Source organism: Citricoccus sp. (genome assembly GCF_032154715.1).
Lineage (GTDB): Bacteria > Actinomycetota > Actinomycetes > Actinomycetales > Micrococcaceae > Citricoccus.
The window spans coordinates 17,559-38,651 of the sequence record NZ_JALDXU010000003.1 but is presented as its reverse complement, the minus strand read 5'-3'; the positions used below and the strand labels follow the sequence as shown (position 1 = coordinate 38,651).

Genomic DNA, 21,093 nt, shown 5'->3' with positions numbered 1-21,093 from the left:
TCACCGGGAAATGTCAGGATGGCCGGGATTCTGTTGTCTCGCCGTGGTCCCCGGGCAGCCCGCGCGCGGCCAGGGCCTCACCGGTGGCGCGGGCATGCCCCACGGTCGCCACCAGCACCGGTCCCATGAGCCGGACCGGTCCACGCCGCAGCCCGCGCGAGGCCAGGGCCTCGGCGTTGCGGCGGACCGCACCACCCACCCAGGGGATGGACCGGATCATCACGTTGACGGCCAGAGCCGCCGCCTCGGGGTGGACGCCGAGCGGGCGCAGGATTCCGAAGAACCGCTCCAGGCCGTCCAGCAGTTCCGTGCCCGGGGTGGTGATCACCAGCAGTCGCGCCGCGGCCAGGGCACCGAACACCGCGGCCACCACCACGAGGGCCGGTCCGAGCGCCTCGAGGGGCGGGGCCGGCGTCGGGCCCCAGATGCCGGAGACGAAGCGGGCGACGCCGGCGAACAGCAGCAGGGGCCAGCCGCGGCGCCAGGGTGCCAGGAATTCGCGGGGGAGCGAGGCCGTCAGGTAGAGGGCGAAGACCACCGCCACGGTGATGCCGACGACCAGCGGATGGCGCCAGAAGACGAGGACGGCCGAGAGGGCCAGCAGGACGGCGTACTTGACCCACAGCGGGCACCGGTGCACCGCGGTGGTGCCGGGCCGGTAGTCCAGCAGATTCACTGGCCGCCCGACCCCGGGTCCCGGCCGCTGTCCGCATCCCGGCCGCCCCGGTGGCCGCGACGGGCCAGGACGTCCGTGCGGTACCACTGAACGGCGGCCGGCCCGGAGGCGTCCTGGACGATGCGCCCGTCGGCGATGACGAGGCACCGGTCCGCCTGGGCGGCGAAGTCGAGGTCATGGGTGGTGTAGACGACTTGCTGGCACCGTCCAGAACCCGGCAGGGACAGCAGGAGCTCCTGGACCTCGAGGGTCCAGTCCAGGTCCAGCAGGGTGGTGGGCTCGTCAGCCACCAGCAGCACGGGATCGGTGGCCAGCACGGAGGCTAGGGCCAGGCGCTGGCGCTGGCCTCCGGAGAGGTCGTAGATGCTGCGGTGCCCCAGGCCGCCGAGGCCGTGCTCGTGCAGCAGCCGCTCGGCGGCCGCCCGTCGTTCCGCGCGGCGCCGGTGGATGCGCCGCAGCGAGAGTTCGATGTCCTCGCCGGCGGTGGGCATCACCAGCTGGACGAGGGGATCGGTGAAGACGAACCCCGTCCGCGCCCGGAGTGCGGCGGTGTCCGTGGCCGCGTCCAGGCCGTGCACGCGCACGCTGCCCGCGGCGGGCAGGATCAGGCCGTTGAGCAGGCGGATCAGCGTCGATTTCCCCGAGCCATTCGCGCCGATCACCGCGACCGTGGGCTCGGAGGCCACCAGGTCCACCGGGCCCAGGACGCGGACGGTGCCGGCCTCAGAGCCGGCCGACTGGCCGGGCCCCGGCGCGGCCCCGGGGAGATCCACCACGGCGGCGCGCAGGTCCAGGCCGGAGGTTGTCCCCCCGCTGGCGGCGCTGCCCAGGCTGCCGGTCCGGCCCTGGGTGATGCTGTCGCGGTGCGGTGTGATGGTGGACTCCACGCCGCTCAGAACCGTCGGAGGGCCAGGGCCGGGAAGGCCCGGATCACCGTGGCGGCCACGGCCGTGGCGAGCAGGTTCTTGATGACGTCACCGGGCCAGAACACCATGTCCGCCGCCAGGGCCGTGGGCAGGTCCAGATCGAGCGCGAGCATCATCCCGCCGATGCCCATGGGGTGGATGAACACGAAGGATCCCACCATGGCCGAGAGCCAGACCAGGGCCCACCAGCCGAAGCCGATTCGTCCGGCGGCTGCGTCAGCGCCTCGGGAGGCACGCCGGGCGGCGGCGGCCTGGCCCCGTTTGAGGACCAGGGTCGAGAGGGCACCGGTCAAGGCGGCCGCGAAGGGGAACGCCAGCAGGTAGCCGCCGGAGGGGCCGGCGAGCACACCGAAGCCGGCGTTGAATCCGGAGAGCACCGGCAGTCCCACCAGACCCACCACCACGTACAGGGCCACGGAGAGGAAGCCGAGCCGCGCGCCCAGGATGAGCCCGGTCAGCATGACGGCGAAGGTCTGCAGGGTGATCGGCACACCGAATCCGCCCACCGGAATCGGGGGGAGCATGGCGCACACGGCGATCAGAGCGGCGAAGACGCCGGCGAGGGCCACTTGGGCGGGAACCGCCAGTGGCTTGCGGCCGGCAACGGGAACGGTCTGGCTCACGGTGGACTCCTCAGAAGCGGTGTGACGACGGTGGGACGGCTGCACGGATGGCGGGCATCCCGGTTTTGACGGCGACGGTAGACTTGGCGGGTTCCGCCAGCCCTGCCGGACAGTCTATTCACCTCAAGGAGTCCCTCCCGTGCTTGCCGTCACAGACCTCGAACTTCGCGTGGGGGCCCGGCTGCTCATGGACGGGGTCACCTTCAAGGTGGACAAGGGGGACAAGGTCGGCCTGGTCGGGCGCAACGGTGCCGGCAAGACCACGCTGACGAAGGTCCTGGCCGGCGGCGGCCTGCCCGCCGGGGGGAATGTGACCCGCCGCGGCACGGTCGGCTACCTTCCCCAGGACCCCAAGGTCGACGACATGGACCAGACGGCGCGGGACCGCATTCTCTCAGCACGGTCACTGGACCAGATCATCCGCCGTATGCGCCAGGCGGAGGACGACATGGCGAATGCGGATGATGCGATCCGTGAGAAGGCCATGAACCGCTATGGCCGGCTCGAGGCGGAATTCACGACGTCGGGCGGGTACGCCGCGGAGTCGGAGGCCGCCACGATCTGTGCGAACCTCGGCCTGCCGGACCGGATCCTCGACCAGCCCCTGCACACCCTGTCCGGTGGTCAGCGGCGTCGCGTGGAACTGGCGCGGATCCTGTTCTCGGATGCGGACATCCTGCTGCTGGATGAGCCCACCAACCACCTCGACCACGACTCGATCGTGTGGTTGCGCGACTTCCTCAAGGCGTACCCGGGCGGATTCATCGTGATCAGCCACGACGTGGACCTCATGGAGATGACCGTCAACAAGGTGCTGTACCTGGATGCGAACCGCCAGGTGATCGACACGTACAACATGGGCTGGAAGAACTACCTGCTGCAGCGCGAGCAGGATCAGGCCCGGCGCAAGCGCGAGTACTCCAATGCGGAGAAGAAGGCCACGCACCTGATGGAGCAGGCCAACAAGATGCGTGCCAAGGCGACGAAGGCCGTGGCCGCCCAGAGCATGATCAAGCGGGCCGAGCGCATGATGAAGGGACTGGAGGGGGAGCGGGCTGCCGACAAGGTGGCCGCGATCCGCTTCCCGGAGCCGGCCAAGTGCGGCAAGACGCCGCTCATGGCCCAGGACCTCTCCAAGTCCTATGGCTCCCTGGAGATCTTCTCCGGAGTGGACCTGGCGATCGACCGGGGCTCCCGAGTGGTCATCCTCGGCTTCAACGGTGCCGGCAAGACCACCCTGCTGCGGATGCTCGCCGGGGTGGACCGGCCGGACACCGGCGAGGTCATCGCCGGGCATGGGCTCAAGCTCGGCTACTACGCCCAGGAGCACGAGACGCTGGACACCAGCCGTTCCGTGCTGGAGAACATGAAGACCGCCGCGCCGGACCTGGCGGACACCGAGGTGCGCAACGTCCTCGGCTCGTTCCTGTTCCAGGGCGACGATGTGGCCAAACCGGCCGGCGTGCTCTCCGGCGGTGAGAAGACCCGGCTGGCCCTGGCCACCCTTGTGGCCTCCAGCGCCAACGTCTTGCTGCTGGATGAGCCGACCAACAACCTGGACCCGGCCTCACGCCAGGAGATCCTCAACGCCCTGCGCACCTACGAGGGTGCCGTGGTGTTGGTGACGCACGATGAGGGCGCCGTGGAGGCCCTCGACCCGGAGCGAGTGGTGCTCCTGCCGGACGGTGTGGAGGACCACTGGAACAGCACGTACCAGGACCTCATCACCCTGGCCTGAGCGCCCCTGGTGCGGACCCCGCCGGCTGGGTGACCTACCGGCGGGCCTCCGCCTCGTCCAGCAGGGCGTCCTCGGCCTCCTCGTCGGTGGGCTGACCGTTGCGGCGCCGCACCGGCTTGCGCTTCGGGGCCCGGTAGGCGGAGAGGTACCCCTGTTCCTCCGTCAGTCCGAGTTCCCGGTCGTCGCGATCGTTCACGGCCCGCTGACGGCCCATGTAGCCCCACACGACGAAGCTCATGAGGCCGAAGAGGAACCACTGGAGCGAGTAGGACAGGTGCGGCCCCTCGTCCAGGGTGGGCGGCACCAGGGTCTGGGGGCGGCTCGCCGGAGCGGGGTCCTCCTCGACCATCTCGCCATAGGCGGTGTCCGCGATCGGGTAGCCGACGGCCTCCTCCAGGGCGACCAGGTCGATCGAGGCCAGCTGACCCTCCGGGGCGTCCCGCTCGAGGGTGGGCTCGCCGGGCTTGGTGCGGACCACCACGGTGGCCTCGCCCTCCGGTGGAGCGGGGACGACGTCGGGCCAGCCGGCCGTGTTGCCGATGGGCAGCCATCCGCGGTTGACCGCGATGACGTCCCCGGTGTCCGCGCGGAACGGGACGATGACCTCGTACCCCGGCTTGCCGGCCTTCGGACGGTTGCGCACGATCTGGGTGTCCTCGGCCAGGTAGCGCCCCGTCATCTCCACCGGGGTCCATTCGCGGGGTGCCTCGAACGCCGTGAAGAGGTCCTCGTTGCCGGCCAGCGGGACGGGGGCGTCGTCGTAGTTCTCCAGCACCTTGTTGATCTCGGTGACGGCCTCCATGCGGCGGTCCATCTGCCACTGTCCGAGCAGGGCGCACGCCACGGAGAAGATGACGCAGAACGCCAGCCCGCCGAGCCACTGGGGGGAGAGCAGGAACCGGAAGTCGAGCCGGGCACGTTTCTGTCCCGGCCGGCCGGGGTCGGCCGGCCGTGTGCTCTCGGCACGCTGATCCGCGTCTGCGCTCGTGACGCGGTCGTTGCTCGTCTGGGTCATGAATCCTTCTCGCGGGTGTCAGTACCGGTCGATGCCAGGGGCAGGATGTCCCGCAGCAGTCCGCGGGACTGCAGGTAGTCGGCCAGCCAGTCCCGATGGTCCTCGCAGGCCAGCCACGTCTTGCGCCGCTCGGGGGCGTGGATCCGGGGGTTGTTCCATTCCAGGCGCCAGGCCGCCGGCTGGCCACAGCCTTTGCGGGAGCAGACCTGCTGATCCGCCGCAGGACCGCTGCGCGCCCCCCGTCCCGGCGCCGGCCGGCCACCGGGCGCGGTCGGTGGAGGAATCGGTGGGCGGGTGCCGTCCAGGGCACCGAGGAGGTCATCGTGGCTCATGCGGCCCTGTCGTCGTCCACGGTCTCACCCACCAGGGTCTCGGGAGCGGCCGTCAGCTCGAGCCGGGACCCGAGTTGCGGGGTGCCCTCAGGGGCCGGAGGAACCGCGTCCAGTACCTGTCCGTTGGACACGGTCCCGTTGTTGGCCAGCATGACGGCGATGTACGGCAACACGATGGCCGCGATGAAGAGCACGATCTGCACCCAGCCGGTGGTGAAGAAGGCCCCGACGAAACAGGCCGTCCGGATGCCCATCTGCCACGCGTAGCGGACGAATCGGGCGTCCCGGTCCACGTGTCCGGCCTCCGGGGCGCTGGTGATCCGTTGGACGTCGTCGTCCCCGCCCTGGTGACGGGCCTGCGGGCCGGTCTGGACGTGACGGGTGGACATGGGGCGCTCCTGCAAGGCTGTGTGCTGGTCCGGCGACCGTCCAGCATGGTTTCGGTTCCGTCCATTGTCCCACTTTCCGCCCTAGAGTGGAGGACCGGAGAAGTGACCTGACATACCGCAGTGATCGCACCACAGACCAGTCCCAGGAGGACCCCGATGGCCGAGTCCAGCACCGTTTCCACCCCCACGCCCGATTCCCCGGACACACCGGGGGCTCCGGTAGCCGGGCGCAGCGTGCTCGTCACCGGCGGCAACCGGGGCATCGGCCTGGCCATCGCCCAGGCGTTCCGGGCCAACGGTGACAAGGTCGCCGTGACCTCCCGCTCCGGCGAGGCCCCGGATGGCCTGTTCGCCGTGCAGGCCGATGTCACGGACGCCGAGTCCGTGGACCGGGCCTTCACCGAGGTCGAGGAGGCACACGGTCCCGTCGAGGTTCTTGTGGCGAATGCCGGGATCACCCAGGACCAGCTGCTGTTGCGCATGAGCGAGGAGGACTTCTCCGCCGTCATCGACACCAACCTCACCGGCTCCTTCCGCGTCCTCAAGCGGGCATCGAAGGGCATGATCCGGAAGAAGAAGGGTCGGGTGGTGCTGATCTCGTCCGTGGTCGGCCTCATGGGCTCCCCGGGCCAGATCAACTACGCCTCCTCCAAGGCCGGCCTGGTCGGCATGGCCCGCTCCCTGACGCGCGAACTCGGCTCCCGCAACATCACGGCGAACGTGGTGGCCCCCGGCTACATCGACACCGAGATGACCCAGTCCCTGGGGGAGGATCTGCAGAAGCAGTACCGGTCCCAGATCCCCGCCGGCCGCTTTGCCGAACCCGCCGAGGTCGCCAACGTGGTGCGCTGGCTCGCCTCGGACGAGGCCTCGTACATCTCGGGTGCCGTCATCCCCGTGGACGGCGGCCTCGGGATGGGACACTGATTCCCATGACTTCTGAGAACGCAGCGCACGCAGCAGGCCCCGAATCCACTCCGGCCACCGCCCAGGACCTGGCCGGCCAGGGTGCCGTCGTCACCGGTTCCAGCCGGGGGGTGGGCGCGGATACCGCCCATCTGCTCGCGGCCCGCGGGGCCGGCGTCGTGGTCAACTACCGCCAGAAGGCACCCCGGGCGAACAAGGTCGTGGCCGGGATCGAGGCCGCCGGTGGCCGTGCCGTGGCCGTGGGCGCGGACATCACCACCGCCGAGGGCCGCAAGGCCATGGTGGACGCCGCCGTAGAGACCTTCGGGTCCCTGGACATCCTGGTGCTGAACGCCTCCGGTGGCATGGAGACCTCGATGGGAGAGGATTACGCCACCGTGCTGAACCGCGACTCCCAGGTGGCCATGCTCGAAGCCGCGCTCGAGGTCATGCCGGCCGGCGGGCAGGTGGTCTTCGTCACGAGCCACCAGGCACATTTCATCGACTCGGTCCCCACCATGGACGCGTACGTCCCGGTGGCCCGGTCCAAGCGCGCCGGCGAGGTCGCCCTGCGCGAGCGGATTCCGGCGCTGCGGGATCGAGGGATCGGCTTCGTGGTGGTCTCCGGGGACATGATCGAGGGGACCATCACGGCCACCATGCTCAACCGTGCCGAGCCCGGTGCCCTCGAGGCCCGACGCGAGGCCGCCGGCAAGCTCTACTCGGTGGCCGAGTTCGCGGCGGAGATCGCCGCTGTGGTGGGTCCTGCCAGCCGGGAACTACCGGTCGGCCACACCGAGTACGTCGGCGGCGCACAGGACTTCCTCGACGTGGCCGGCGACCCCGACCACGTCTGATCAGAGAGCTTTCAGTCGACTTCGTGAAGTCGACTGAAAATGCGTGGTGCGGACGGCTACAGGTCCGCCAGCACGCGCAGGACGTCCAGGGAGGGCAGGTCCAGTTCGACGTGTGCGTGGGCGCGCAGGGCCGGCTTGGCGCAGAACGCCACGGCCAGTCCCGCGGCCTGGAGCATGTCGATGTCGTTCGCGCCGTCGCCTGCCGCGATGACTCCCTCGGGGGGGACCCCGGCCGCCGCGGACCACGCCCGCAACATCTCTGCCTTCACGGCCCGGTCCACCACGGTGCCCAGGACCCGGCCGGTGAGGTGACCGTCCACGATCTCCAGGTCGTTCGCCCGGTACTGGTCCAGGCCGAGATCGGCCGCCAGGGGAGCGAGGACCTGGGTGAAGCCCCCGGACACGGCGCACACCTGCCACCCGGCGGCCTGGAAGGCACCGATGACCTCGCGCGCGCCGGCCTGGGGCTCGACGGCGGCCACCACCTGGTCGATGACGGCCGCGTCCAGCCCCGCCAGGGCCTTGACCCGGTGGTGCAGCGACTGCGCGAAGTCCAGTTCACCGCGCATCGCCGCCTCGGTCACGGCGGCCACCTCGGCCTCGCGGCCCGCGTGGGCGGCCAGCAGCTCGATGACCTCTTGGCGGATCAGGGTCGAGTCCACATCCATGACCAGCATCTTCGGCTGGGCGGCCAGGGCGGCGGCCGGCACCACGGCGACAGCATGCCCCTCCGGGAGCAGGCCACGGTCGGGGCGGCCCGCCGCGTCATCGGCAGGCACGTGCCACCTCCAGCCGTGGAAGCCGACGCCGGCCACCGGTTCGGCATGGCCCGGCACCACCGGCGGGGTCGAGGTCGGGTCGGCATCGGCTCCGTCAGAACCCGGGGCATAGACCAGGACCAGGTCCGTCCCGAGGGAGGAGTCGATGAGGTCCGGACCGGTGGACGGGGAAACAATGGGCGGCATGCCGTGGCCTTTCGTGCTTCAAGGGGTGTTTCTAGCCTAGTGTTTGAATCATGACCAGCCCCTCTTCCCAGCCCCTGCGCGCCGCCACGGACCCCGAACTGTTCACCCCGTCGGGTGAATCGGTCGTGGAGATGGCCGGGGTCGGTGTCCGGAGGGGCACCAAGGACCTGCTTTCCGAGGTCAGCTGGCAGGTCCGGGAGGGTGAGCGCTGGATCATCATGGGGCCCAACGGCGCCGGCAAGTCGACGCTGCTGCAGGTCGCCTCCACCCGCATGCACCCGACCACCGGAATGGTGGGCATCCTCGACGAGGTGCTCGGCGCCGTCGACGTGTTCGAGCTGCGGCCGCGCATCGGGCTGTCCTCCGCGGCGCTGGCCCAGCAGCTTCCCGACGGGGAGACGGTGCTGAACGCCGTGCTGACGGCGTCCTGGGGTGTGATGGGCCGCTGGAACGAGGCCTATGACACCGTGGATGAGGAGCGAGCCCGCCGCCTGATCTGGCAGTGGGGCCTGAGCGGCTACGAGGAGCGCCGGTTCGGCACCCTGTCCGAGGGCGAACGCAAGCGTGTCCTCGTGGCCCGGGCGCTGATGACCGACCCGGAGTTGCTGCTCCTGGACGAGCCGGCCGCCGGCCTCGACCTGGCCGGACGTGAGACCCTCGTCCGGGCGCTGACCCGACTGGCCTCCGATCCTGCCGCTCCCGCCCTCGTGCTGGTGACTCACCACGTGGAAGAGGTCCCGCCCGGATTCACCCACGCGCTGCTCATGCGCCAGGGACGGGTGGTGGCCGCCGGACCCCTGGAGCAGACGCTGACCGAGGACCACCTCTCGACCGCTTTCGGCCTTCCCCTCAAGGTCACGCGGGTCGACGGCCGCTACTCGGCCGTAGCCCGCTGACCGGCCCCGGGGGAGTACCGCGTGGACGTTCTGGGTCTTGACGTCATGGGTCTGGACCTGTGGCAGGTCATCATCATCCTGCTAGCAGGCTTCTGGGCCGGCACCATCAACACCGTGGTGGGTTCCGGCACCCTCGTGACCTTTCCCGTCCTGGTGGCGATGGGCTTTCCGCCCGTCACCGCACAGATGTCCAATGCCATGGGCCTGGTGGCCGCCGGCGTGTCCGGGGTCTTCGGCTTCCGCCGTGAGCTGGCGGCCTCCAAGGCCGTGCTGCCCGCCCTGACGATCGCCTCCCTCGCCGGTGGCCTCGTGGGAGCGTTCCTCCTGATGGTCCTGCCGGAGGAGGTCTTCGGGATCGCCGCCCCGATCCTCATTGCCGTGGCCATCTGCTTCGTGGTCTTCCAACCCGCCCTGTCCCGGTGGGTCCGCCGGCGCAAAGCCGGCGAAGACCACGTTGAGGAACCGGAGATCCCCACGGGGCCGGTGTCACCCGTGCTCTGGGCGCTCATCTTCGCCGCGGGAATCTACGGTGGGTACTTCGTGGCCGCCCAGGGCGTCCTGTTGCTGGGCATCATGGGGGTGTTCCTGTCCGGGGCCCTGGTCTACGCGAACGCCATCAAGACCTGGCTCTCCCTGGCGGTGAACCTCATCGCCGCCGTGTCCTACCTGATCTTCGCCTTCGACCGCATCGACTGGCGGGCCGTGCTGCTGATCGCGGTGTCCTCCATGATCGGCGCGTCCCTCGGGGCCAAGATCGGCCGCCGCATCAAACCGTTCTGGCTCCGCGTGGTCATCGTGATCGTCGGTGTGGCGGGCCTCGTGAACCTGGCATGGCCGCTGGTCTTCGGTGGCTGAGTCCCACGGGCCCCTCAGTTCGTTCGAGGCCGTCGGCGCCGTCGAGCTGACCGACCCCGCGGATCCACGGGCCGAGGTCTTCAGTGGCCTCACCGATGCCGCCCTGCGCCGCCGGCAGGACGCCGCCCATGGCATCTACCTCGCGGAGTCCTCTCTGGTGGTCCGCCGGGCCCTGGACGCCGGGCACCGGCCGCACGCCTTCTTCCTGGCGCACCGGTATCTCGACTCGATGGCCGATGTCTTCGCCGCCCATCCGGACGTCCCCGTCTACACCGGCACGGACGCCCTGCTCGCATCCGTCACGGGCTTCCATCTGCACCGGGGTGCCCTCGCCGCCATGGAACGGCCCGTGCCTCGCCCGGTCGACGAGCTGCTGACCGGCGCCCGCCGCATCGCCGTGCTGGAGAACGTTTCCGATCACACCAACGTGGGGGCCATCCTCCGGTCGGCGGCGGCCATCGGCATCGACGCCGTGCTGGTGACCCCGCTCTGCGCGGACCCGTTCTACCGCCGCTCCATCCGGGTCTCGATGGGCGCCGTGTTCCGCGTGCCGTGGACACGCATCGATGACTGGCCTGTGGGGATCGAGGTACTGAAGGACGCCGGCTTCACGGTGGCCGGGATGACCCTGGGGCATGGTGCCATCACGCTGGACGATCTGGTCGCCGAGGAACACGAGAGACTCGCCCTGGTCTTCGGCCACGAGGGTGCTGGGCTGGCGGCCGAGACGGAGCAGTGGCTGGACCGGAGAGTCACCATCCCCATGATGAACGAGGTCGACTCGCTCAACGTCGCGGCCGCGGCGGCTATCGCCTTCTACGTGACGCGATAGGGGTCCACGGTGAGGTGGCGGCCGCCTTCAGGGCAGTGTCGTTGCCGGTCGCCGGATGACGCCCCGTGGGCCCATGCGTTATAGTGGGTAGCTGGCCGTACCGCGGTCAACCACGACACGTTCCTCATCAGCCGCTGGCAAAATCCAGTGGCGCCACCGAAGGATTCCCCATGAAGACTGACATCCATCCCGATTACCAGCTGGTGATCTTCAACGATCTGGCCTCCGGCGAGAAGGTCTTGACCCGCACCACCACCACGTCCCAGAAGACGATGGAGTGGGAAGACGGCAACACCTACCCGGTCATCGACGTGGAAATCTCCGCGGCCTCGCACCCCTTCTACACCGGCAAGCAGCGGATCATGGATACCGCCGGCCGCGTGGAGCGCTTCAACGCCCGCTTCAAGGGCTTCGGCGGCAAGAAGTAGGTCCTACCGTCCTACTGGATGCCCCAGCGCACCGGGGCCGATCCAGGACCTCCCCTCAGGGGAAGCGTCCGGATCGGCCCCGGTTTCGCATTTAAGTTCATCGACGCTGAACGACCGGTGCGGCTCAAGGGCTACCCAGCGGGCCAGACTCCCGAGGTGCCCCGACGGTGCGAGCCGATCAGATGCGTGTCCACGATGCCGACGGCCTCCATCAGGGCGAACACGGTGGTGGGGCCCACGAAGGAGAACCCCTGGGAACGCAGCGCCCGGGCGGCCGCGACCGATTCGGGGGACCGGCTGGGGATCTCGTCCACAGTCCGGGGCTGGGGTGTCGCCGCCGGCTGGAAGGACCAGATGAACTCCGCCAGACCTCCCTGGTCCCGCAGGGCGATGGTGGCACGGGCGTTGCCGATCGTGGCCAGGATCTTGGCCCGGTTGCGGACAATGCCGGGATCTCCGAGCAGGCGTTCCACGTCACGGTCATCGAAGGCGGCCACCGCATCCGGGTCGAAGTCCGCAAAGGCCGCCCGGAAGGCCGGTCTCTTGCGCAGGATGATGGCCCAGGACAGACCGGACTGGAAGGCCTCCAGGCTCAGGCGTTCGAACAGACCCCGTTCGTCCCGGACCGGCAGACCCCATTCCCCGTCGTAGTACTCGCGCAACATCAGGTCCTTGGAGGCCCACACGGGCCGGGCCAAGCCGTCCTCACCGACCACCAGACCGGCATCAGGAGCATCACGAGTACCAGTCGTGGTGCCCGTCGTCATCTCTGCCCTGTCACTCATGCCGCGGCGTTCTCCTTCTCAAGCTCCAACAACAGGGTCTTGGCTTCCAGGCCACCGAGGTAGCCGCCCAGGCTGCCGTCCGAGCGCAACACGCGGTGGCAGGGGACCACCACGGGCAGCGGATTCGTGGCACAGGCGGTACCCACCGCACGCACGGCCCGGGGATTATCGAGCCGTTCGGCGAGCTCCCGGTACGTGGTGGTCTGCCCGTAACTGACGCCGGGCAGTTCCCGTTGGACGGCCAGCCGGAACCCCGAGGACAGGATGAAGTCCACGGGGACCTCGAAACGGCTGCGGTGTCCGGCAAAGTACTCTTCGAGTTCGCGGGCCACTGCCTCCAGCTTCCAGGGGGCGTGCAGCAAGCGGGGGCTGATCCTCTCGGAGAGCCCGCTCAGCACCTGCGAGAATCCTTCGCTCTCGAAGGCCACGCGGATCAGGCCGCGGGGGCCGGTCACGAGCAGGAGCCGCCCCACGGGGCTGTCCACGATCCGGTAGGCCAGGTCCAGCAGTTCCTCCGCGGCGGCGAGGTGGGACAGCCGATCCCGCAGGGCCGTCAGGTCCGCCTCGGCCACGGAGAAGCGCCCCTGCAGTCCGGTCCCGACCAGCGGATCCGGCGCCCCCGGAGTGTGCACGGGTGCCCTGGGTGGCATGGTCGGTGGTGTGGTCATCGTCTTCATCATCGGCGTGGTCCTCTCGGTCCTCGGGGTTCTGCGGTGAGCACGGATGCGGTGTGGTCCGGTGTTCCCTCGTCCGCTCCGAGGATCCCCCGCAGCGCCCGGATGCCGTCCGAGGAGGCACGCCGGACGGCTTCCACGCTGCCACCGATCAGCGCGGCCGTCTCGGCGTGGGGGAGCCCCCCGAGGTAGTGGTAGGCCACGGCGAGACGCTGACGCTCCGGGAGGGACGCCACCACGGACCAGAGCCCGTCCGCCCCGTTACCCGGCACTCCGTCCGGCGCCGGGCGTTCGGGGAGGGTTTCCATCGGCACCGCACCACGGCTCCGGGCACGCAGGACGTCGATCGCCTTGCGGCCGGCCACCCGCACGAGCCACGCCTCCAGGTTCATCCCCGGAGCAAGGTCCGGCCACTGCCGCAGCGCGGTCAGGAACGTCTCCTGCCATGCGTCGTCGGCGTCCGGGCCCGGCCCCAGCACGGCTCGGCACACCCGCAACACGGTGGCCCCGTGCCGCTGGACGGCCTGTTCGAACGGTTCTGTCATCGTCATCACACAGTAGACGCGCCAGCTCGCCGGAACGTGAGGTGTGAAGATGGAGTCATGAACACCACTCCTGCATCCCCGCGGCACGGCGAGTACAAAGTCGCCGGCGGCAAGCTGGTCATCGCGGACCTGACCGTCTCCGACGGGGCCGTCGTCACGGCCAGTATCAACGGGGATTTCTTCCTCGAGCCGGACGAGGCGCTGCAGGACATCAACCGCGCTCTCCGGGGGCTGGACGTCAGCGCCCCCCACGGAACCATCGCCGAGACGGTGCGCGCCGCCGTCGGGCCCGGGACCGTGATGTTCGGCTTCGACCCGGCCGCCGTGGCCACGGCCGTGCGCCGGGCCCTGGGCCACGCGACCACGTGGGAGGACCACAGTTGGGAGATCCTCGCGCCGCAGCCGTTGCCCATCACCACCCAGGTGGCGCTGGACCAGATCCTCACCGAGGACGTGGCCGCCGGGCGGCGGCGGCCCGCGCTGCGGCTGTGGCAGTGGACGGAGCCGGCGGTCGTCATCGGTTCGTTCCAGTCCCTGGCCAACGAGGTGGATCCGGAGGGCGTCGAGCGGCACGGGATCACGGTCGCGCGCCGCATCTCCGGCGGCGGGGCCATGTTCATGGAGGCGGACAACTGTGTCACCTACTCGCTCTACCTGCCGCAATCCCTCGTGGATGGGATGAGCTTCGCGGACTCCTACCCGTTTCTCGACGCCTGGGCCATGGATGCCCTGGCCAGGACGGGCGTGGAGGCGTTCTATCAGCCGCTCAACGACATCGCCACGCCGGAGGGCAAGATCGGTGGCGCCGCGCAGAAGCGGCTGGCCAGCGGGGGGCTGCTGCACCACGTCACGATGAGCTATGACATCGACGCGGACAAGATGACCGAGGTGCTGCGCATTGGCCGGGAGAAGATCCGGGACAAGGGCATCCGCTCCGCCAAGAAACGCGTCGATCCGCTCCGCCGCCAGACCGGACTGACGCGGCCGGAGATCTGGGAGACCATGATGTCCACGTTCACCGACCGCTACGGGGCCACCCGGACGCACCTCACCGAGGACGAGGTCTCTCGCGCCGAGGCCTTGGCCGCCGCGAAGTTCACGACGCCGGCCTGGACGGCCCGCGTGCCGTAGTCCCGGAGCGCTCGGGTCGGCTCAGGCCCGGCTCAGGACAGACCGGTCGCTTGCGCCCGCAGCGATCGCAGCACCTCGTCCGTCTCCTCAAGGACGATGCGGCGCAGGGCCCGCGGCGCGTCCGGATGTGCCTGCAGCCAGGCGTGCGCCGCGAGCAGCACGGGATGCCGCTCCTGGTTGTCGGCAGGGCCCGGGAGGGCGTTCTGTGCCGAGGGGAACAGCCCGGTGATGGTCCGGGTGGCCAGGCCGTTGGACCGGTTGGACCAGACGGCCTCCAGCCCCGGCCAGAACTGTGGGGCGAACGGTGCCGCCAGGTCTGGGCGGGACGCGGTGAAACCGGCTGCCGTAGCCGAGAGATGATCGTTGGACAGCGCCTGGCCGTCCGCCGTGCGGCCCGTCATCACGGCCTGCCAGGCGGCCCGGCGCACGGGCTCCTCGGGGATCGCCGCGCACGCCATCCGGTGCCGGACGGCGTTGGCCGCGGTGACCTCGGCCCGGAGCGCCGCATCCAGCTCGTCCGGTGCGGCCAGTCCGAGGGCGGCCAGCGACTGCCAGCCCGCCCAGCGGATCTCGGCGTCCACGTCCAGCCCCGGGGCCACCACGGCACGGTCCCGCGCTGCCTCCGGACCCGAGGCCACGAGGGCCCGCAGGACGGCCACGAGGTGCTCCTCCGCTGCGGCCCCCTCGTCACCGGCGCTGCGGGCCAACCGGGTCAGGGTCCGGACCGCGGACCGCTGGCGATCGCCGCCGGCGCCCGTCGTTTGCAGCGCGTCAGCCAGCGCGGCACCCAGACGGGACCGCACGGCGGCCCGGTCCGACGGCGGGACGAACCGGGATACGGCCCTCAGGGCCTGTTCGAGCACCCGGCCGTACAGGCCGGCGTCGGACATCAGACCCGAGAGCCGGCACACCGCGTCCACGAACTGGGCGGCCGGCAGGACGGCGTCCCGGGTCATGGTCCACAGGGCGGCCCACACGGTGGCGCAGGCCAGGTCGTTCTCGACGGGATAGCGGAGCACCGCGTGCAGCGAGGCCTCGTCGAGCCGGATGGTGGCGTACGTGAGGTCCTCGTCATTGGGAAGAATGAGTCGCACGGCCTCGGCGTCGCCGGAGGCCGGCAGCACCACAGGCGTGCTGGTGCCGGCTCGACCGGACCGCACCTCCACATCCACCGTGCCGGTGCGGACGAGCCGCCCCACGTCGTCGGGGGAGTACCGACCGACCTTCAGCACGTGCGGGCGCAGCACCTCCGTGCCGGTCACGGGGTCCGTGCCGCGGTGGTGGAGGTGTCCGTCCTCCACGTTCAGCTCCGGGACCCCGCGGGTGTGAAGCCAGGTGTCCACCCATTCCTCCAGGTCACGCCCGGAGGCCTCCTCGAGGGCGTCCATGAAGTCGGTGAGGGACGCGTTGCCCCAGGCATGCCGGGCGAAGTACTCGCGGGAGGCCGCCATGAAGGCGTCCCGGCCCACGAAGGCCACCAGCTGTTTGAGCACGGAGGCGCCCTTGGCGTACGTGATCCCATCGAAGTTCTGCCGGGCGGCCTCGAGGTCGGTGATATCCGCCACGATCGGGTGGGTGGTCGGGTACTGGTCCTGGACGTAGGCCCACCCCTTGCGCCGGTTGGCGAAAGTGGTCCAGGCACCGGTGAACTCCGTGGCCTCGGCGACGGCGAGGGTGCCCATGTAGTCCGCGAACGACTCCTTCAGCCACAAGTCGTCCCACCAGCGCATGGTCACGAGGTCGCCGAACCACATGTGGGCCATCTCGTGCATGATCGTGGTGGCCCGGGCCTCGTACTGCGCCGCGGTGGCCTGTGACGTGAAGACGTAGTCCTCGGTGAAGGTCACCAGCCCCGGGTTCTCCATGGCGCCGAGGTTGTACTCGGGCACGAAGGCCTGCCCATACTTGCCCCACAGGTAGGGCACCCCGAAGAGGTTATGGAAGAAGTCGAGTCCGGCCCGGGTGGTGGCGAACAGCCGTTCGGCGTCCAGGGACGGGGCCATTGAGGCCCGGCAGTACAGGGCCAGGGGCACCTCCGGGGCGCCCGACGCCGGATGGCCGGCCCAGCGGTCCGCCCACGTGGCGTACGGTCCGGCCAGCAGCGTGGTGAGGTACGTGGCCAGCGGCGGGGTGGGCGCGAAGTCCACGGTCACCAGGTTCCGGGCGGATGCCACACCGTCCGTGACACTGTTGGCGGCCACGGCGGCCGGCTGGCGCGCGGTCTCCGGTTGGTTGGAGGCGAGCACCCAGTGCCCGGGGCCGGTCAGGTGGAAGGTGAATCGCGCCTTCAGGTCGGGTTGCTCGAAGTTCGCGAACACCCGGCGGGCGTCAGCCGGCTCGTACTGCGTGTACAGGTACGTCTGCCCGTCTGCGGGGTCCACGAAGCGGTGCAGTCCCTCGCCCGAGGTCGAGTAGAGGGCGGTGCCGGTGACGGTGACCTCGTTCTCCGCGGCCAGGTCCTCCAGCAGGATGCGCGCACGTCCCGCGACCCGTGCGGGATCCAGGGCGCGACCGTTGAGGACCACCGACTCCACACCATCGTTGATGAAGTCGAGGAACGTCCACGTGCCGGGGGTCACACAGGAGAAGGTGAGGGTCGTCGTCGAGCGGTAGCCGGAGGCGGCGGGGTCCAGGGCCGTGGACAGGTCGATGTGGACGTCGTACTCGCGGGTGATGACCTGGCGGGACCGGGCGGACGCCTCGTCCCGGGTCAGGTTCGTGCGGTCCAGGAACGTCGGGAGCGCGTCGGCCACGGGCGCGTCCAGCGTGTTGTCGGTCACCATGAGAGATATTCAACCACTCTTTCACGAAATCTGATCGTGGAGTCGCGAATAATCCCGAGGAGGTCGACGAGTTCCGAGGCGGAAGCGACGGTCCTCAGCTGCTGGGTGGCATCTCCACGTGCACGACCTTCACCTGGGTCATCTCGTCGAGCAGCTCAGGCCCATAGCCGAACCCCGCGCCGCTGTCCCGCCGGGGCTGGGCCGCGCCGCCTGGGGCACCGCCGAAGACGTTGTTGACCTTGACGGTGCCCGCCGGCAGCTCCGCGATGGCCCGCTGCGCGTGGGCGATCCGTCCTGTCAGGACCGTCGCCGCCAGGCCGTAGCGGTCCCGGGCGGCGAGGTGCAGGCCCTCGGCGAAACTGTCCACCACCCGGACCGGAGCGACCGGCCCGAAGGTCTCCTCGGTCATCACCGGCATGGCGTCGGTGCAGTCCCGCAGGACGGTGGCGGGGTAGAACGAGCCGGGGCCCTCGGGGACCTCACCACCCTCCAGGGCGGTGGCCCCGCCCTCCAGCGCCGCCCGGACGTGACCGTGCACCGCGTCCCGCATCCGGCCGTCCACCAGTGGGGCCAGGGCGGCCTCGTGATTGCGTCGGCGGGCCTCCGCCGCGAGGGCCGCCAGGAAGGGTTCCGCCACGGCCCGGTGCACGTAGATGCGTTCCACGGAGGTGCAGATCTGACCCGCGTTTGTGAACGCGCCGATCGCTGCCTGCTCGGCGGCCCAGGCCGGGTCCACGTCGTCGTCCACCACCAGGGGGTCGTTGCCACCGTTCTCCCGGATCACGTGTGCTCCGGTGTCCAGGGCGGCCCGGGCGATGGCGCGGCCGGTCTCGGTCGAGCCCACGTGGGCCAGGACGTCGAGATCGGCCTGCTCTGCCAGCGTTCGTCCGGTCTCCGGGCCACCGGTGACGGTGACCAGCACGCCGTCGGGCAGGGCCGCCGCGAGGATCTCGCCGAGGCGGGCACCGGTGTGCGGGCAGCGCTCACTGGGCTTGTGCACCACCGTGTTACCCGTGACGAGGGCGGCGCCCAGCAGGCCGGCGGCGACAGCCACCGGATCGTTCCAGGGCGTGATCGCGGCCACGACGCCACGCGGTTCGGCCACGGTGTAGTCGGACGCCAGGGTGCCACCACGCAGGGCATGGCCGCGGTGCACCGGACCGAGTTCCGCATACTGGTGCAAAGTCCCGACGCCGGCCAGCACGCCCCCGAGGGCTTCTGGCGCCAGCTTGCCGGTCTCCCGGGTGTTCAGTGCGGCCAGCTCCTCGGCATGCTGGGCCAACGCGTCGGCGGCGGCGCGCACCAGCCGGCCCCGCTCCTCGGGAGTGGTGCGGGCCCACTCCCGGCTGGCCGTCCTGGCCGTCGCGACGGCCGCGCGGATCTCCTCCGCTCCCGCACAGGGCAGCGTGCCGACGAGCGTGCCGTCAAGGGGGCTCAGGACCGTCATCTCGACTGGGGGGATCGATGTCGTCATGGTTCCGACCCTAACGGTCTGAGGTTACGGTGGGGGGATCCAGGCCGCCATACCGGCGGTCATCCCCGTGAGAGGAAGAGTGCATGGTTTCTCCAACCTTCGGTCCCGGCCGCGTCCTGGTCACCGGTGGCGGCTCCGGACTCGGCGCCGCCGTCGTGGAAGCAGTTCTGTCGAGCGGCGGACAGCCGATCGTCCTGGACCGGGACATCAGCTCGCTGGGCGGCGTCACCGCCTACGAGGTGGATGTGTCGGACACCGCCGCGCTGACCGAGACTGTTGAGCGCGCCGCGGCCGAGGCTGGCGGCCTCGATGCCGTCGTCACGGCCGCGGGGATCGACCGCTGCGGCCGACTCGAGGACATCTCGATTGAGGACTGGGAGCTGGTGGTCCGGGTGAACCTCTTCGGCACCGTCTCCACCGTGCGCGCAGCCCTGCCAGCACTCAAGGCCTCCCGTGGGCGCGTCATCACGGTGGCCTCGACACTCGCGTTGAAGGGCGCCTCGGACGCCACCGCCTACTGCGCCTCCAAATTCGGCGTCCTCGGCTTCACCCAGGCATTGGCCGCGGAACTCAAGGGCCAGGTCGGCGTCACCCAGCTCATCCCCGGGGGCATGAAGACCCGATTCTTCGACGATCGGACCGAGCAGTACAAGCCCCAGGATGACTCCCAGCTCAACGACCCGTCCCATGTGGCCCAAGCGGTGCTGTTCGCGCTGTCCCAGCCAGCAGGCTGCGAGGTGCGGGAGTTGTTCATCGCCCACGCGGAGGAACCCTCGTGGCCGTGAGGCGGTGAGCCGGTGAGTTGAGGGGTCGTCACGACGGCTCCCGGCGATCGACCGGCCGAGCAGGGGACAAAGCACAAACCTGGCGCCTTGTCCTAGTGATGACAAGGCTTCAGGCTTGTGCCATCACGACCGCGACTGAGCCCTTCGCTGACTCGCGCGCTTGGCCGTTCAATCCAGAGGCGGGACGAACTGCCCCTTCGAGGTCACGGTCAGACCCGATTCGGTAACGGCGAAGCCGCGCGCCTCGTCCTCGGCCCGGTCGAAGCCGATCTGCACGCCTTCCGGGACCACCACGTTCTTGTCCAGGATCGCGTTGCGGACCTTGGCACCCTTGCCCACCACCACGCCGTCGAGCAGAACCGACTGCTCCACCCAGGCCTCGTTGTGCACCCGCACATCCGTGGACAGCACGGACTGCGCCACGGTCCCGCCGGAGATCACCACTCCTTGGGACAGGATGGAGTCCACGGCGGTGCCCGGGCGTTTCGTCGCCGACCGCACGAGCTTGGCCGGGGGAGAGACCGACTGGCGGGTGAAGATGGGCCACTCGGGGTTGTACAGGTTGAAGTCAGGCCAGGGTTTGACCAGATCCATGTGCGCGTCGTAATAGGAGTCCAGGGTGCCGACGTCCCGCCAGTAGTGGGTGCGGTCGGTCTCCTCGGGCAACACGTTCGTCGTGAAGTCGTAGACGCCGCAGTCGTTCTGCCCGACGAACCACGGGACGATGTCTCCGCCCATGTCATGATCCGTGTCCTCGGCCTCGGCGTCCGCGTTGAGGGCGTCCACGAGCGCATCGGCGGTGAAGACGTAGTTGCCCATGGACGCCAGGAACTGCGTCGGGTCGTCGGCGAGCCCCTGGGTCGTCGCGGGCTTCTCCACGAATCGCTCGATCAGGTTCGGATCGGAACGCTGGGTCTCGATGACCCCGAAGGACGAGACCAGCTCCAGCGGCTGCCGAACGGCGGCAACGGTGGCCGAGACCCCCGACTCGAGGTGCTGCTCCACCATCTGCTGGAAGTCCATCCGGTAGACGTGGTCCGCCCCGATCACCACCACGATGTCCGGGCGCGCGTCGTGGATGAGGTTCATCGACTGGTAGATGGCGTTGGCGCTGCCGAGGAACCAGTCCTTGCCGCGACGCTGCTGCGCCGGTACCGAGGCCACGTAGTTCCGCAACAAGGTGGACATCCGCCATGTCTCGGAGATGTGCCGGTCCAGGGAGTGCGACTTGTACTGGGTCAGCACCACGATTCTCAGGTATCCGGAATTGACCAGGTTCGAGAGGGCGAAATCGATCAACCGGTAGCTGCCCGCGAACGGAACGGCGGGTTTGGCCCGGTCCGCCGTCAGCGGCATGAGCCGCTTTCCTTCTCCGCCGGCCAATACGACCGCCAGCACCTTCTTCTGCGCCATCTGAAGCGTCCCGTTCCCTTGGAGGAGTGTCCGTGCCTTCACACTAACGGGAGTCCTCCGCACTC

At 69.9% G+C, this 21,093-nt stretch carries 22 protein-coding genes; 9 read left to right on the top strand and 13 right to left on the bottom strand.

Going from position 1 to position 21,093, the window contains the following annotated elements:
* Positions 1-13: 13 nt before the first annotated feature.
* From RUH65_RS01180 to RUH65_RS01170, 3 genes are read right to left on the bottom strand one after another with little or no spacing between them, the layout of a single operon-like run.
* Positions 14-676 (bottom strand): energy-coupling factor transporter transmembrane protein EcfT, encoded by a 663-nt coding sequence (locus tag RUH65_RS01180; protein ID WP_313815355.1) that lies wholly within the window; start codon positions 674-676, stop codon positions 14-16.
* Positions 673-1,563 carry an ABC transporter ATP-binding protein gene (locus RUH65_RS01175; RefSeq protein ID WP_313815354.1) on the bottom strand — a complete coding sequence of 297 codons (891 nt, stop codon included), beginning with the start codon at positions 1,561-1,563 and terminating at the stop codon, positions 673-675. The genes RUH65_RS01180 and RUH65_RS01175 overlap by 4 nt, the downstream gene beginning before the upstream one ends.
* A gap of 5 nt (positions 1,564-1,568) precedes the next feature.
* Positions 1,569-2,225, bottom strand: a complete 657-nt coding sequence (locus RUH65_RS01170) for a biotin transporter BioY (protein ID WP_313815353.1) — start codon at positions 2,223-2,225, stop codon at positions 1,569-1,571.
* Between the two features lie 139 nt (positions 2,226-2,364).
* On the opposite strand from RUH65_RS01170, the gene RUH65_RS01165 reads away from it, so the two are divergent.
* Positions 2,365-3,963, top strand: coding sequence for an ABC-F family ATP-binding cassette domain-containing protein (locus RUH65_RS01165; RefSeq protein WP_313815352.1), 1,599 nt, complete (start codon positions 2,365-2,367; stop codon positions 3,961-3,963).
* Between the two features lie 34 nt (positions 3,964-3,997).
* Here RUH65_RS01165 and RUH65_RS01160 read toward each other — a convergent pair whose 3' ends face one another.
* The 3 genes from RUH65_RS01160 to RUH65_RS01150 are packed head-to-tail and all read right to left on the bottom strand — an operon-like array spanning position 3,998 to position 5,699.
* Positions 3,998-4,978, bottom strand: a complete 981-nt coding sequence (locus RUH65_RS01160) for an SURF1 family protein (protein ID WP_313815351.1) — start codon at positions 4,976-4,978, stop codon at positions 3,998-4,000.
* Positions 4,975-5,310, bottom strand: a complete 336-nt coding sequence (locus RUH65_RS01155) for a hypothetical protein (RefSeq protein WP_313815350.1) — start codon at positions 5,308-5,310, stop codon at positions 4,975-4,977. Before RUH65_RS01155 ends, RUH65_RS01160 begins: the two co-directional genes overlap by 4 nt.
* A complete protein-coding gene (locus tag RUH65_RS01150; RefSeq protein ID WP_313815349.1) occupies positions 5,307-5,699 on the bottom strand; it encodes a DUF3099 domain-containing protein in 393 nt (130 codons plus the stop codon). Before RUH65_RS01150 ends, RUH65_RS01155 begins: the two co-directional genes overlap by 4 nt.
* A gap of 156 nt (positions 5,700-5,855) precedes the next feature.
* Between RUH65_RS01150 and fabG the strand changes: the two genes are divergently transcribed.
* Positions 5,856-6,626, top strand: coding sequence for a 3-oxoacyl-[acyl-carrier-protein] reductase (gene fabG, locus RUH65_RS01145; protein WP_313815348.1), 771 nt, complete (start codon positions 5,856-5,858; stop codon positions 6,624-6,626).
* 5 nt (positions 6,627-6,631) lie between these two features.
* Positions 6,632-7,462 (top strand): SDR family oxidoreductase, encoded by an 831-nt coding sequence (locus tag RUH65_RS01140; RefSeq protein WP_313815347.1) that lies wholly within the window; start codon positions 6,632-6,634, stop codon positions 7,460-7,462.
* 56 nt (positions 7,463-7,518) lie between these two features.
* Here RUH65_RS01140 and serB read toward each other — a convergent pair whose 3' ends face one another.
* Positions 7,519-8,427, bottom strand: a complete 909-nt coding sequence (gene serB / locus RUH65_RS01135) for a phosphoserine phosphatase SerB (RefSeq protein WP_313815346.1) — start codon at positions 8,425-8,427, stop codon at positions 7,519-7,521.
* Positions 8,428-8,558: 131 nt separating this feature from the next.
* On the opposite strand from serB, the gene RUH65_RS01130 reads away from it, so the two are divergent.
* From RUH65_RS01130 to RUH65_RS01115, 4 genes are all read left to right on the top strand, one after another.
* Complete coding sequence (locus RUH65_RS01130) at positions 8,559-9,323, top strand: ABC transporter ATP-binding protein (protein ID WP_313815394.1); 765 nt, start codon at positions 8,559-8,561, stop codon at positions 9,321-9,323.
* A 45-nt stretch (positions 9,324-9,368) separates the two neighbouring features.
* Positions 9,369-10,178: a sulfite exporter TauE/SafE family protein gene (locus tag RUH65_RS01125; protein WP_313815393.1), complete on the top strand. Its 810-nt coding sequence runs from the start codon at positions 9,369-9,371 to the stop codon at positions 10,176-10,178.
* Positions 10,171-11,010: an RNA methyltransferase gene (locus tag RUH65_RS01120; protein WP_313815345.1), complete on the top strand. Its 840-nt coding sequence runs from the start codon at positions 10,171-10,173 to the stop codon at positions 11,008-11,010. The genes RUH65_RS01125 and RUH65_RS01120 overlap by 8 nt, the downstream gene beginning before the upstream one ends.
* A gap of 170 nt (positions 11,011-11,180) precedes the next feature.
* Positions 11,181-11,438, top strand: coding sequence for a type B 50S ribosomal protein L31 (locus RUH65_RS01115; RefSeq protein ID WP_115931261.1), 258 nt, complete (start codon positions 11,181-11,183; stop codon positions 11,436-11,438).
* Positions 11,439-11,569: 131 nt separating this feature from the next.
* Here the strand turns inward: RUH65_RS01115 and RUH65_RS01110 are convergent, their stop codons facing one another.
* From RUH65_RS01110 to RUH65_RS01100, 3 genes are read right to left on the bottom strand one after another with little or no spacing between them, the layout of a single operon-like run.
* Positions 11,570-12,205 carry a DNA-3-methyladenine glycosylase I gene (locus RUH65_RS01110; protein ID WP_313815392.1) on the bottom strand — a complete coding sequence of 212 codons (636 nt, stop codon included), beginning with the start codon at positions 12,203-12,205 and terminating at the stop codon, positions 11,570-11,572.
* Positions 12,206-12,219: 14 nt separating this feature from the next.
* A complete protein-coding gene (locus RUH65_RS01105) occupies positions 12,220-12,900 on the bottom strand; it encodes a methylated-DNA--[protein]-cysteine S-methyltransferase (RefSeq protein WP_396179383.1) in 681 nt (226 codons plus the stop codon).
* Positions 12,900-13,442, bottom strand: a complete 543-nt coding sequence (locus tag RUH65_RS01100) for a sigma-70 family RNA polymerase sigma factor (RefSeq protein ID WP_313815391.1) — start codon at positions 13,440-13,442, stop codon at positions 12,900-12,902. The genes RUH65_RS01105 and RUH65_RS01100 overlap by 1 nt, the downstream gene beginning before the upstream one ends.
* A gap of 57 nt (positions 13,443-13,499) precedes the next feature.
* Here RUH65_RS01100 and RUH65_RS01095 point away from each other — a divergent pair, with 57 nt between their 5' ends.
* On the top strand, positions 13,500-14,573 hold the full coding sequence (locus RUH65_RS01095) for a biotin/lipoate A/B protein ligase family protein (protein ID WP_313815343.1): 1,074 nt from the start codon (positions 13,500-13,502) through the stop codon (positions 14,571-14,573).
* 32 nt (positions 14,574-14,605) lie between these two features.
* Here the strand turns inward: RUH65_RS01095 and pepN are convergent, their stop codons facing one another.
* Positions 14,606-17,356 (bottom strand): aminopeptidase N, encoded by a 2,751-nt coding sequence (gene pepN, locus RUH65_RS01090; protein ID WP_313815342.1) that lies wholly within the window; start codon positions 17,354-17,356, stop codon positions 14,606-14,608.
* 94 nt (positions 17,357-17,450) lie between these two features.
* On the bottom strand, positions 17,451-18,830 hold the full coding sequence (locus RUH65_RS01085; RefSeq protein ID WP_313815341.1) for an aldehyde dehydrogenase family protein: 1,380 nt from the start codon (positions 18,828-18,830) through the stop codon (positions 17,451-17,453).
* 83 nt (positions 18,831-18,913) lie between these two features.
* On the opposite strand from RUH65_RS01085, the gene RUH65_RS01080 reads away from it, so the two are divergent.
* Entirely contained in the window at positions 18,914-19,615 is a 702-nt protein-coding gene (locus RUH65_RS01080; protein WP_313815340.1) for an SDR family oxidoreductase, read from the top strand.
* A 168-nt stretch (positions 19,616-19,783) separates the two neighbouring features.
* On the opposite strand, the gene glgC is transcribed toward RUH65_RS01080, so the two are convergent.
* Positions 19,784-21,028, bottom strand: coding sequence for a glucose-1-phosphate adenylyltransferase (glgC, locus tag RUH65_RS01075; protein ID WP_313815339.1), 1,245 nt, complete (start codon positions 21,026-21,028; stop codon positions 19,784-19,786).
* Positions 21,029-21,093: the final 65 nt, after the last annotated feature.